12 protein-coding genes are annotated in these 12,820 nt (G+C 67.9%); 7 read left to right on the top strand and 5 right to left on the bottom strand.

The features are described from left to right. Window positions 1–8 precede the first annotated feature (8 nt). From ndk to proB, 6 genes are all read left to right on the top strand, one after another. Entirely contained in the window at window positions 9–419 is a 411-nt protein-coding gene (gene ndk / locus AB431_RS20260; RefSeq protein WP_047331439.1) for a nucleoside-diphosphate kinase, read from the top strand. A 282-nt stretch (window positions 420–701) separates the two neighbouring features. Next, on the top strand, window positions 702–3,626 hold the full coding sequence (locus AB431_RS20255) for an Rne/Rng family ribonuclease (RefSeq protein ID WP_047331438.1): 2,925 nt from the start codon (window positions 702–704) through the stop codon (window positions 3,624–3,626). 156 nt (window positions 3,627–3,782) lie between these two features. Beyond that, a complete protein-coding gene (rplU, locus tag AB431_RS20250) occupies window positions 3,783–4,094 on the top strand; it encodes a 50S ribosomal protein L21 (protein WP_047331437.1) in 312 nt (103 codons plus the stop codon). Window positions 4,095–4,113: 19 nt separating this feature from the next. Next, window positions 4,114–4,377 (top strand): 50S ribosomal protein L27, encoded by a 264-nt coding sequence (rpmA, locus tag AB431_RS20245; protein WP_036344398.1) that lies wholly within the window; start codon window positions 4,114–4,116, stop codon window positions 4,375–4,377. An 86-nt stretch (window positions 4,378–4,463) separates the two neighbouring features. Then, on the top strand, window positions 4,464–5,912 hold the full coding sequence (gene obgE, locus AB431_RS20240; RefSeq protein ID WP_047331436.1) for a GTPase ObgE: 1,449 nt from the start codon (window positions 4,464–4,466) through the stop codon (window positions 5,910–5,912). Next, window positions 5,909–7,009, top strand: coding sequence for a glutamate 5-kinase (gene proB, locus AB431_RS20235; protein ID WP_047331435.1), 1,101 nt, complete (start codon window positions 5,909–5,911; stop codon window positions 7,007–7,009). Before obgE ends, proB begins: the two co-directional genes overlap by 4 nt. Here proB and AB431_RS20230 read toward each other — a convergent pair. The 3 genes from AB431_RS20230 to AB431_RS20220 form a co-directional block, all read right to left on the bottom strand. After that, a complete protein-coding gene (locus tag AB431_RS20230) occupies window positions 7,006–7,842 on the bottom strand; it encodes an NAD-dependent protein deacetylase (RefSeq protein WP_047331434.1) in 837 nt (278 codons plus the stop codon). The two genes, proB and AB431_RS20230, sit on opposite strands and share 4 nt — an antisense overlap. Before the next feature lie 67 nt (window positions 7,843–7,909). Next, window positions 7,910–8,161, bottom strand: coding sequence for a hypothetical protein (locus tag AB431_RS20225; RefSeq protein ID WP_047331433.1), 252 nt, complete (start codon window positions 8,159–8,161; stop codon window positions 7,910–7,912). Window positions 8,162–8,350: 189 nt separating this feature from the next. Next, window positions 8,351–8,890: a cysteine hydrolase family protein gene (locus AB431_RS20220; RefSeq protein ID WP_047331432.1), complete on the bottom strand. Its 540-nt coding sequence runs from the start codon at window positions 8,888–8,890 to the stop codon at window positions 8,351–8,353. 99 nt (window positions 8,891–8,989) lie between these two features. Here AB431_RS20220 and AB431_RS20215 point away from each other — a divergent pair, with 99 nt between their 5' ends. Next, on the top strand, window positions 8,990–11,032 hold the full coding sequence (locus AB431_RS20215; RefSeq protein ID WP_047333629.1) for an NAD(+) synthase: 2,043 nt from the start codon (window positions 8,990–8,992) through the stop codon (window positions 11,030–11,032). Window positions 11,033–11,048: 16 nt separating this feature from the next. Here AB431_RS20215 and AB431_RS20210 read toward each other — a convergent pair whose 3' ends face one another. Then, window positions 11,049–11,870, bottom strand: a complete 822-nt coding sequence (locus AB431_RS20210; RefSeq protein WP_047331431.1) for an enoyl-CoA hydratase/isomerase family protein — start codon at window positions 11,868–11,870, stop codon at window positions 11,049–11,051. Between the two features lie 33 nt (window positions 11,871–11,903). Further along, window positions 11,904–12,755, bottom strand: a complete 852-nt coding sequence (locus tag AB431_RS20205; RefSeq protein WP_047333628.1) for a ribokinase — start codon at window positions 12,753–12,755, stop codon at window positions 11,904–11,906. Window positions 12,756–12,820 lie beyond the last annotated feature (65 nt).

Below are 12,820 nucleotides of genomic sequence, written 5' to 3'. Positions count from 1 at the left end.
TGTGCGCCGTGAGCGAGCGGACCCTAGTTCTGATCAAGCCCGACGGTGTCCAGCGGCAGGTGGTCGGGGAGATCATCAGCCGAATCGAACGCAAAGGCCTCACCCTCGTCGCCCTTGAGCTCAAGCAGGTCGGTGACGAGCTGGCTCGCGCGCATTACGCCGAGCACGAGGGCAAGCCGTTCTTCGACTCGCTGCTGGAGTTCATCACCTCCGGCAAGGTGGTGGCGGCGGTCCTGGAGGGCCCTCGCGCGATCGCGGCGTTCCGGCAGCTCGCCGGTGGTACCGACCCCGTCGAGAAGGCCACTCCCGGCACGATCCGCGGCGATTTCGGCCTGGAAACACAGTTCAATCTCGTGCACGGATCGGACTCGCCGGAGTCAGCCGAACGCGAGATCAGCCTCTGGTTTCCCAACATCTGATCGCACTTCCGGCGCCACTGTCGTCCGAACCGCGCCCGCGGTGTGGGATACTGGCTGCGGATGAGCCCCCAAAGCCCATCCGGATGAAGACTTACGACGTGCGCGACCACCATCTGGTGAGGCGCCGACCGTCACAGCCGTCATTCAGCCAGGCACCGAACGTGTTCATTACGAATGCCTCGGAGCGAGACCATATAAAGCCCGGGGAAGTTACCGGGCACATAGCGGAAGCCCTCGCGTGGCCGCGTCGATAGGACGCGCCCGGGGGCTTGAGGAGAATACGTGGCCAACGATGACCTCTATCAGGATCTACCCGAAAACCCCACCCCGTCGCAGTGGGAACCCCCGGCGCCGGCCGCTGGTGACGACCTGCCCGAACGCCTGAGGGTGCACTCGCTGGCACGCGTCCTCGGCACCACCAGCCGGCGCGTGCTCGACGCCCTCAGCGAGCTCGACGGCCGTACCCGCAGCCCGCACTCCAGCGTGGACCGCACCGACGCGGTGCGGGTGCGCGACGTCCTGGCGGCAGCCCCCGAAGACACCGCCGACGAGCCCGTCGAGGCCGCGGCCGTCGTGGCGGAGGACACCGCGGCACCCGAGGCCCAGACGCCCGACGTCGCCGAGGCGCCCGCCGTCGCCGAGGCGCCCGAATCGGCCGAGGAGCCGGAGTCGCGGCTGATTCTGGAGACCACCACCATCGTCGAGACCGTAGAGCAGGCGGCCTACATGCCGCTGTTCGTGGCTCCCCAGCCTGTCGAAGCCGAGCGCAAGACGCGCAAGGTCGAGGACGACGACGAGGCCGAGGACGACGACGAGGACGACGAGGACGAATCCGGCGGCGAAACTGACAGTGACCAGTCCGAACGTCCCGCCAACCGGCGGCGCCGCCGCGGTCGCCGTGGCCGTGGGCGTGGCCGTGGCGAGCAGGGTGGCCCCGAGGGTGACGGCGGAGATGACGCCGAGGGCGACGAGACTGCCGAGTCCGGCGACGAGTCCGACAGCGACGACGACGACAGCGACGACGAGTCGAGCACCGGTGAGGGCGCGACCCGGCGCCGCCGCAGGCGGCGGCGCCGCAAGACCGGTGGCGGTGACGACTCCGAGAACGGGTCGTCCGACGACCCGCCGAACACCGTCGTCCACGAGCGCGCCCCCCGGGCCAAGGCTGAACGCGACCCGGATGCGATCCAGGGCATCAGCGGCTCCACCCGCCTGGAGGCCAAGCGTCAGCGCCGCCGCGACGGCCGCGACGCCGGCCGCCGCCGCCCGCCGATCCTGTCGGAGGCCGAATTCCTGGCCCGCCGCGAGGCCGTAGACCGCGTGATGGTGGTGCGCGACAAGATCCGCACCGAACCGCCGCACGAAGGTGCCCGCTACACCCAGATCGCCGTCATGGAAGACGGGGTCGTCGTCGAGCACTTCGTGACCTCGGCCGCCTCGGCGTCCCTGGTCGGCAACATCTACCTCGGCATCGTCCAGAACGTGCTGCCCTCGATGGAGGCGGCGTTCGTCGACATCGGCCGCGGCCGCAACGGTGTGCTCTACGCCGGCGAGGTGAACTGGGAGGCCGCCGGTCTGGGCGGCGCGCAGCGCAAGATCGAACAGGCCCTCAAGCCCGGCGACTACGTCGTCGTGCAGGTCAGCAAGGACCCGGTCGGTCACAAGGGTGCGCGGCTGACGACCCAGGTGTCGCTGGCCGGGCGCTATCTGGTCTACGTGCCGGGGGCATCGTCCACCGGCATCAGCCGCAAGCTGCCCGACACCGAACGGCAGCGGCTCAAGGAAATCCTGCGCGACGTGGTGCCCGACGACGCCGGAGTGATCATCCGGACCGCCTCGGAAGGCGTGAAGGAAGAAGACATTCGCGGCGACGTCGAACGCCTGCAGGAACGCTGGAACAAGGTCGCCGAGGAAGCCGAGCGGGTCAAGGGCAACAAAGCGGGCGCCGCCGTCGCGCTCTACGAAGAGCCCGACGTGCTGGTCAAGGTGATCCGCGACCTGTTCAACGAAGATTTTTCCGGCCTGATCGTTTCCGGCGACAGCGCCTGGGAGACCATCAATGACTACGTCAATTCCGTTGCGCCCGATCTCGTTTCGAAGCTGACCAAATACGAGCCGGCCGGCGGGCCCGATGGCCCGGATGTGTTCGCCGTGCATCGCATTGACGAGCAGCTGGCCAAGGCCTTGGACCGCAAGGTGTGGTTGCCCTCGGGCGGCACGCTGGTGATCGATCGCACGGAGGCGATGACGGTCGTCGACGTCAACACCGGGAAGTTCACCGGCGCGGGCGGCAACCTCGAGCAGACGGTCACCAAGAACAACCTCGAAGCGGCCGAGGAGATCGTGCGCCAGCTGCGCCTGCGCGATATCGGCGGCATCGTGGTCATCGACTTCATCGATATGGTTCTGGAGTCCAACCGCGACCTCGTGTTGCGGCGGCTGACCGAAGCGCTGGGCCGCGACCGCACCCGCCATCAGGTGTCGGAGGTGACGTCGCTCGGCCTCGTTCAGCTGACGCGCAAGCGGCTGGGTACCGGACTGGTCGAAGCGTTCTCGACCACCTGTACGCACTGCGCCGGCCGGGGCATCGTGCTGCACGCCGATCCTGTCGACAGCAACTCGGCCGCCGGGCGCAAGTCCGAGCCCGGCAGCAGCGGCGGTGGCGGTGGCCGGCGCGGTAAGCGGGGCAAGCGCGGGCGCACCGAAGAGGCGCCGGTGGCGAAGGTCCCGCAGCACACCAGTGAGCACCCGATGTTCAAGGCGATGGCGGCGGCCAACGGCAAGCACGAGGATGACGAGGCCGAAGAGGAGCTGGCCGACGAGATCGAGCGCGAGACCGAGGCCGAAGACTTCGATGAGTCCGAAACCGATACGGACACCGCCGAGCAGGTCGGCGACGAGGTCGCCGACGAGGACTTGGACGACGATGACGACGAGGACTCCGACGACGACGAGGATTCGGACGACGACGAGGACGAGATCGACGTCGACCTGGACGAAGACGACGAGGACCTCGACGAGGACAACCTGGACGTCGACGACGACGACGAAGACGATGACGAAGACGACGACCTCGACGACGAGGACGACACCGATTCGGACGAATACGACGATGACCAGCCGGTCGTGACCCAGGCACCGGTGGCGTCGGCAGGTCGGCCCCGGCGCCGGTCGGCGGCCCGACCAGCGGGGCCGCCCACGTCCTAGAGTGGCGGTTTGACCCTCCCGGTGCTGGTCACGTACCCTTGACCAGTTGTCGCCAGGCGTCCGTCGCCGGTGGCAGCGGGCTCAAGATCCCGCACCCCAAGACCCGCGCACGCAGCTTCGGTTAGCGCGCGCCCGCAGAGCAAGGCAGAGGACACGATGGCGACGTACGCAATCGTCAAGACCGGTGGCAAGCAGTACAAGGTCGCCGTCGGAGACATAGTCAAGGTCGAGAAGCTCGAGGTCGAGGCCGGCGGCTCCGTTTCCCTGCCTGTCGCGCTCGTCGTCGACGGCGCGAAGGTCACCAGTGACGCCAAGGACCTGGAGAAGGTCGCGGTCACCGGTGAGGTGCTCGAGCACATCAAGGGCCCGAAGATCCGCATCCACAAGTTCAAGAACAAGACCGGCTACCACAAGCGGCAGGGTCACCGTCAGCCGGTGACCGTGCTCAAGGTCACCGGAATCAAGTAGCTAGAGGGAGCGAACTGACATGGCACACAAGAAGGGCGCTTCCAGCTCACGCAACGGTCGCGATTCCAACGCCCAGCGGCTCGGCGTCAAGCGCTTCGGCGGCCAGCTCGTCAAGGCCGGCGAGATCCTCGTCCGCCAGCGTGGCACCCACTTCCACCCCGGCGTGAACGTCGGTCGCGGCGGTGACGACACCCTGTTCGCGACGGCCCCGGGCCTCGTGGAGTTCGGCGTCAAGCGCGGTCGCAAGACCGTCAACATCGTTCGCGCCGCGCGACCGGAGTAGGTCTGCATCGCGAGTGTGAACCCACTGCGAGCTCGAGACCCATAACTCGCACCAGGTTCACACCCGACGATTGAAAGGACGCTCCGATGCCCCGTTTCGTCGACCGCGTCGTCATCCACGCCCGCGCGGGCAGCGGTGGGCACGGCTGCGCCTCGGTCCACCGGGAGAAGTTCAAGCCCCTCGGCGGGCCCGACGGCGGTAACGGCGGGCGCGGCGGCAGCGTCATCCTCGTCGTCGACCCGCAGGTGCACACCCTGCTGGACTTCCATTTCCATCCGCACGTCGCGGCGCCGTCCGGCACGCAGGGCATGGGCAGCAACCGCGAAGGCGCCAACGGGTCCGATCTCGAGGTGAAGGTGCCTGACGGCACCGTCGTGCTCGACGCCAATGGCCGTCTGCTCGCCGACCTGGTCGGCGCAGGCACTCGTTTCGTCGCCGCCGAGGGCGGTCGCGGCGGTCTGGGCAACGCTGCGTTGGCGTCGCGGGCCCGCAAGGCTCCGGGGTTCGCGCTGCTCGGCGAGAAGGGTGAGGAACGCGAGCTCACCCTGGAACTCAAGACCGTCGCCGACGTCGGTCTGATCGGGTTCCCGTCGGCCGGCAAATCCTCACTCGTATCGGTGATCTCGGCGGCCAAACCCAAGATCGCGGACTATCCGTTCACCACGCTGGTGCCCAATCTCGGCGTCGTGTCGGCGGGCGACCACACGTTCACCGTCGCCGACGTCCCCGGTTTGATCCCCGGCGCGTCGGAAGGTCGCGGTCTCGGTCTGGACTTCCTTCGTCACATCGAACGCTGCGCACTACTTGTGCATGTGGTCGACTGTGCCACCTTGGAACCGGGCCGCGATCCGATCTCCGACATCGACGCGCTGGAAGCCGAACTGGCCGCGTATCGCCCCACGCTGCAAGGCGATACGACGTTGGGCGACCTGGCCGACCGGCCGCGGGCGGTGGTGCTCAACAAGATCGATGTCCCCGAAGCCAGAGAGCTGGCCGACTTCGTACGCCCCGATATCGAGGCGCGCGGCTGGCCGGTGTTCGAGGTGTCGACCGTGAGCCGGGAAGGCTTGCGCGAGTTGACTTTCGCGCTGTGGGACATGGTGGCGGCCTACCAGGCGGCTCTGCCCGAGGTGGTGCCTCGCCGCCCGGTGATCCGGCCGGTCCCGGTCGACCAGACCGGGTTCACCGTCGAGGCCGATCCGCACAACCCCGGTGGCTTCGTGGTGCGCGGCGTCCGGCCGGAACGCTGGATCGCGCAGACCAACTTCGACAACGACGAAGCTGTCGGCTATCTGGGCGACCGGCTGGCCCGGCTCGGCGTGGAGGATCAGTTGCTCAAGCTCGGTGCCAAACCCGGCTGCGCCGTCACCATCGGCGACATGACCTTCGACTGGGAGCCGCAGACCCCGGCAGGTGTCGACGTCACGCCGACCGGACGCGGCACCGACGCCCGGCTGGAGCAGAACGACCGGATCGGGGCGGCCGAGCGCAAGGAGGCCCGCCGCCACCGCCGGGAGCACGAGGACGAAACGTGAGCGAGTACCGCGACGCCGTGCGCGCTGCGCGCAGCGTCGTCGTCAAGATCGGCACCACGGCACTGACCACGAAATCCGGGTTGTTCGACGCCGGCCGGCTGGCGAAGCTGGTCGAGGCGATCGAGGCGCGGATGAAGGCCGGCTCCGACGTCGTGATCGTGTCCTCGGGCGCGATCGCGGCCGGCATCGAGCCACTCGGGCTGAACCGGCGCCCAACCGATCTGGCGACCAAGCAGGCCGCGGCCAGTGTCGGGCAGGTGGCGTTGGTCAATGCGTGGAGCGCGGCCTTCGCCCGCTACGACCGGACGGTCGGCCAGGTGCTGCTGACGGCGCACGACATCTCGATGCGGGTCCAGCACACCAACGCCCAGCGCACGCTGGACCGGTTGCGGTCGCTGCATGCGGTGGCGATCGTCAACGAGAACGACACCGTGGCCACCAACGAGATTCGCTTCGGCGACAACGATCGGCTCTCGGCGCTGGTGGCCCACCTCGTCGGCGCCGACGCGCTGATTCTGCTGTCCGACATCGACGGGCTGTACGACGCCGACCCGCGCAAGGCCGACGCCCGGTTCATCCCCGAGGTGGCCGGGCCCGACGACCTCGATGGAGTGGTCGCCGGTGAGGGCAGCCGGCTGGGCACTGGCGGGATGCGCTCAAAGCTGTCCTCGGCGCTGCTGGCCGCCGACGCCGGGGTTCCGGTGCTCCTGGCGGGGGCTGCCGACGCCGCGGCCGCGCTGACCGATGCATCGGTGGGCACCGTGTTCACGCCGCGGCCCGATCGGATGTCGGCGCGGCGCTTCTGGGTCCGGTACGCCGCCGAAGTGTCCGGCGCCCTGACGCTGGACGTCGGCGCGGTGCGCGCGGTGGTCAAGCAGCGGCGCTCACTGCTGGCGGCGGGGATCACCGGAGTGTCGGGCCGATTCTTCGGCGGCGATGTCGTCGAACTGCGTGACCCGGACGGGGAAATGGTCGCCCGCGGGGTGGTGGCCTACGACGCCGCCGAGCTGACGACGATGATCGGCCGGTCGACGTCGGACCTGCCTGCCGAGATGCGCCGTCCCGCGGTGCACGCCGACGACCTCGTCGCCGTCTAGCTCGCGGAGGTCAGGCCGGACAGTTCGTCGGCGAGCAGCGCCAGCATCGGTGAACATCCGCTGTCCACGGTGACCGTGGCGAGGTTGTCACCGCGGGTGCTGCCGCGGTTGATGATCGCGATGGGCATGCCCAGGGCGGCGGCGTGTCGCACGAACCGATATCCGGAGAACACGGTCAGCGAGGAGCCGGCCACCAGCAGCGCATCCGACTCGTCGACCAGTGAATAGGCTTGGTCGACAATGTCTTTGCGCACACTCTCACCGAAGTACACGATGTCGGGCTTGAGCATGCCTGCGCACGCCGGGCAGTCGATGAAGCGGAACGATTCGGTGTCGGTGACCACGGCGTCCGCGTCCGGCGCCACGGCGATGCCGCCGAGCCGCTCGGCGCGCTCGGCAAATCCCGGGTTGGCCGCCTCGAGTTCATCGGCCAGCGCCGCGCGCGACATCGTGTACCCGCAGCCCAGGCACACCACCTGCGCGTAGGTGCCGTGCAGATTGATGACGTTGCGGCTGCCGGCCTTGGTGTGCAGCAGGTCGACGTTCTGGGTGATGATGCCGCTGACGACGCCGGTGCGCTCCAGGTGAGCCAGCGCCCTGTGCCCGGCGTTGGGCAGCGTCTGCGCCATGTGCCGCCAGCCCAGATGGTTGCGTGCCCAGTAACGCTGCCGGAACGCGCGACTCGAGGTGAACTGGCGAATCGTCATCGGGTTGGCCGGCGGTGAATCGGGGCCGCGATAGTCGGGTATGCCCGAGTCGGTGGAGATCCCGGCACCGGTGAGCACCGCGAGGCGCCGGCCCGTCAACAGCGCGACGAGTTCGGGGCTTTCCACAATCTCCAGAGTAGGCGGGCGCACCGACGCTGGTGAGCTGGCTCAGTACGCCGTGAACGAACTGCGCTCACAGGTGTTCCATCGCCCGAGCCATTGCGGAGTGCTCCAGGAAGTCGTAGTGGACGATGAGCCGCTGGTGGTTGATTCGAGCCTCGTGCGCCGCCCGGTGAGCCGCAATCCATCGCGAGACCATGCTCGCCTTGGCCGCGGGAGCGACGGTGGCCGCCGTCAGCATCTCGGCGTCGTGCGCGGCGATCAGCACGGTCGGCCGGGTGTCGACGACTCGATGCTGCGGACGAATAGGTGCGTGTATGGACATTTCGATCCCCCGATCTGCTCGGCCGGCGAATTCCGGCCCCTATGGGGAACGTACGACCCCAGCCACGGATCCGAGCGGGTAGAGCACTACTCGAAAACGGTGCGCATCGCAGGTAAGGCCTTGCACCACAACACGACTGGTGATGTGATCCAGATCACCGATGATGTGCTGGCCGGTCAGCGCATGGCGTCAGGGCAGACACTTCGCCGCCGAGACGATCTCGGCGCTCATGTTGCGCTCCATCATCGCCAGGGCTGCCGCGCCGAGTTCGGCGTCGATGTGGGCGACCGCGTCTTTGGGCACCACGACCGCGTAGTGGCGGACGTAGGCATCCAGGGCGCTGTAAAGGATGCACTGCTCGGTGACCTGGCCGGTGAGGATCACCCGCTCGACCTCGAGCCTCGTCAGCAGATAGTCCATCGGGGTGGCGTAGAAGGCGCTGTGCCGAACCTTCGTCATCACCCTGGCGCCCTCGTGGGGGGCGATCGGTCGGACGAGATCGGGGCGAGCGCCGTCGAGTGCGCCTCGGATCAGGTCGCTGGGCTCCGCGGTGAAATCACCGTAGTTGTCATTGACGTAGATCAGCTCGACGTCATCGCGGCTTCTGGCGTCGTCGATCAGTCCGGCGAGAGGTTCGACGATGTCGGCCACGTTGCCGGACAGCACGTCAGCGTCGGGATGCTGGTAGGCGTTGAGCATGTCCACCACCAGGAGTGCTGTTTTTGCCATGGCAGGCCGATTACCCGTTCCGGGGCCGAAGACACGCCTGACGACGCGGAAGGGGTGGTTATCGTTTCCGGGGCCGCGATGACGGGCAACAATGGGGCCATGGATTTCTACTCCGCCTACCGGCACGGGTTCGTGCGGGTGGCTGCCTGCACCCATCGCACGGTGTTGGCGGAGCCTGCTGCCAATGCAGAGTCGGTGCTGCGGATCGCGCGGGAAAGCCACGACGACAGCGTTGCGGTGACGGTGTTCCCTGAGCTCACGCTCTCGGGCTACTCGATCGAAGACATCCTCCTGCAGGACTCCCTCCTGGACGCCGTCGAGGACGCCTTGCTCGACGTCGTCGCGGCGTCGGCCGATCTGTTCGGTGTGTTCGTGGTCGGTGCGCCGCTGCGGTATCTGCATCGCATCTACAACACCGCGGTGGTCATCCACCGCGGTTCGGTGCTCGGGGTGGTGCCCAAGTCCTACCTGCCGAACTACCGCGAGTTCTACGAACGCCGTCAGGTTGCGGCCGGTGACGACGTGCACGGCACGATCCGGATCGGGGGTGCCGACGTGCCCTTCGGTTCAGATCTGCTGTTCGCCGCCGACGACGTGCAGGGGTTGGTGTTGCACGTCGAAATCTGCGAGGACATGTTCGTGCCGATTCCGCCGAGTGCCGACGCCGCCTTGGCGGGTGCAACGGTGCTGGCCAACCTCTCCGGAAGTCCGATCACGATCGGACGTGCCGAGGACCGCAAGCTGCTGGCCCGTTCGGCGTCGGCGCGCTGCCTGGCGGCCTACATCTACGCCGCGGCCGGCGAGGGTGAGTCCAGCACCGACCTGGCCTGGGACGGCCAGACGATGATCTACGAGAACGGCCGCCTGCTGGCCGAATCCGAACGGTTCCCGACGGGTGAGCGGCGCTCGGTCGCCGACATCGACCTGGACCTGCTGCGTTCCGAGCGCCTTCGGATGGGCACCTTCGACGACAATCGACGCCACCATCACGACCGACTGAAGTCGTTCCGGCGCATCGGTTTTCAGCTCGACCCGCCAGCGGGTGACATCGGGTTGAAGCGGGAGGTGGAGCGGTTTCCGTTCGTGCCGAGCGATCCTCTTCGGCTGGAACAGGATTGCTACGAGGGTTACAACATCCAGGTCGCCGGCCTCGAACAGCGACTGCGTGCGCTCAACTATCCCAAGGTCGTGATCGGTGTGTCCGGCGGCCTGGACTCGACGCACGCCCTGATCGTCGCCGCCCGCGCGATGGACCGAGAAGGCCGGCCGCGCAGTGACATCCTGGCCTTCACCCTGCCGGGCTTTGCTACCGGTGACCGCACCAAGAGCAACGCAATCAAGCTCTCGGAGGCCTTGGGGGTCACGTTCGCCGAACTCGACATCCGGGACACCGCCAAGTTGATGCTGACCGAGATCGGCCACCCCTTCGCCCGCGGTGAGAAGGTGTACGACGTCACCTTCGAGAACGTGCAGGCCGGTCTACGCACCGACTATCTGTTCCGGATCGCCAACCAGCGCGGCGGTATCGTCCTGGGAACCGGTGACCTCTCCGAGCTCGGCCTGGGCTGGTCGACCTACGGTGTCGGCGACCAGATGTCGCACTACAACGTCAATGGCGGTGTGCCGAAAACCCTTATCCAGCATCTGATCCGGTGGGTGATCTGGTCCGGGCAGTTCGAGGACGAGGTGGGCGAGATCCTGCAGTCGGTGCTCGACACCGAGATCACGCCCGAACTGGTGCCGACCGGTGAGGACGAGGAAATCCAGAGCAGCGAAGCCAAGGTGGGGCCGTACTCGCTGCAGGACTTCTCACTGTTCCACGTGTTGCGGTACGGCTTCCGGCCGTCCAAAATCGCGTTCCTGGCCTGGCACGCCTGGAACGATCCCACCAGCGGCAGCTGGCCGACGGGCTTCCCCGAAGGCAAGCGCCCGGCCTACTCGCTGAAGGAGATTCGACACTGGCTGGGGGTCTTCGTCCAGCGGTACTACTCGTTCAGCCAGTTCAAGCGTTCGGCATTGCCGAACGGGCCCAAGGTATCCCACGGCGGGTCGCTGTCGCCGCGCGGCGATTGGCGGGCTCCGTCGGACATGTCGGCCCGGATCTGGCTGGCCGAAATCGAGCAGGAGATTCCCGAGGACTGACCCGCGGCGCGGGTCACTACAACCTCCCGTCGATGCGCAGAGCCGGATGAACCCAGTCCGGCGAGCGTCGTTCCTTGAACGCCATGAAACCCTCGATGGACTCGGGTGATCCGAGGCTGCGCTGCATCCCGATCCGGTCATAGAGCCCGAGGTAGTTGTCGATGCTCGACTTCACCACCGACCGCGCCTCCGGGGCGGTGCGGCAGCACTGGGCGAGGATCTCCCGCGCGGCCTCGGCCAGCTCGTCGTGCGGAACCACTCGGGCGACCATGCCCCAATCCAGCGCCTCCTCGGCGTTCAGCGTCCGACCGGTGAACATCAGATCGCGCGTCCGGACCGGGCCGATGAGCCGGGCGAGCATCTGGCTGTAGTACGTGTCGGCAATGCCGCGGTAGAGCTCGGGGACGCGGAACGTTGCACGATCACTGACCACCGCCATGTCGGCGCACAGTGCGATCTGCAGTCCGCCGCCCTGGCACAGGCCGTTGACGGCGGCCACCACCGGCTTGGCGGACTGCCGCAGCGTGTCGAAGGGCAGCGCGTCCATCCCGAGCGCGGCCCCGAAGGTCAGCCAGTTGTCGGCCCCGCCGCCGCCCATGTCGCCGCCGGGTGCGAACACGTCGCCGGTGCCGGTGATCAGCAGGCCGGCCAGGTCCGGGTCCGACCCGACGTGGTTGACCGCGTACTTGATGCCGAAGTACATCGCCGGCGTCATCGCGTTGCGCGCCTCTGGCCGGTCCAGGGTGCACACGCCGAAGGCGCCTTCCCGGCTGAACTTCAGGAACGGGGTGCCGAGCCAGTCACCCTCGGGCGGTCTGGGAGTGTCGCTGTGTGTCATCGAGTGCACACTATCGCTGCAACCGTAACGACTTCAGTATTGGGTCAGTACATCCTCGATCGCCTCGCTGCGCGGTGCGCAATCGCCGGCGCCCGGGATCAGGGTCGCCAGCGCGCCCGCAGCACACGCCCGCCGAAGGGCGCGGTCAGGGCCCGCCAGCCAGGAGGAGGCAAGTACACCGGCGAAGACATCGCCCGCGCCGGTGGTGTCGATCGCCTCCACCTCGGGACTGGGTATGTCGACGGCGCCGTCCGAGCTGCGGTAGGTCGCCCCCCGACGTCCGCGAGTCACAACGAGATGGCTTGTGGGCCAATGCCAATGGGGTTCCTCTGCCTCGTTGAGGATCACGACGTCGGTGACATCGGCCAGCGCAGCCAGCGCCGGGTCCGCGCTGACGGGGGAGGCGTTGATGATCACGGTCGCCCCGGCCGAATGAGCTTCACGCGCGGCGGCCACCGCCGTCGCGATCGGCACCTCCAGCTGGACCAGCAGCACCTCGCACTCGGCGATGACGCCGCGGGCGGCCGCACTCAGCGTCAGGTGCCCGTTGGCGCCGGGCGCCACCACGATCATGTTCTCGCCGTCGTCGTCGACCAGGATCACAGCGCTGCCGCTGGGGGACGACAGCTCCTCGACACCGTCCAGGCCGACATCGTTCGCTATCAGGTGAGCCCGCAATTCGGCGCCTGCCGAGTCCGCGCCGACCGCGCCGACGAACTGCACACTGGCTCCGGCGCGGGCGGCGGCCACCGCCTGATTTCCGCCCTTCCCGCCCGGTGCGGTCGCCACCGACGAGCCCAGAATCGTCTCCCCGGCCCGCGGCAGCGCCTTCACCCGGAACACCTGATCGACGTTCACGCTGCCCACCACACACACCCGCGTCACGGCGTCCACGCTAGTTTGCTACTTCCCCTCGCAAACGGTTGACAAAATCTTTGGGGCAACTTGAA

It is taken from the genome of Mycobacterium sp. EPa45 (assembly GCF_001021385.1).
Classification (GTDB): domain Bacteria; phylum Actinomycetota; class Actinomycetes; order Mycobacteriales; family Mycobacteriaceae; genus Mycobacterium.
This window is presented reverse-complemented; position numbering and strand designations above follow the sequence as displayed.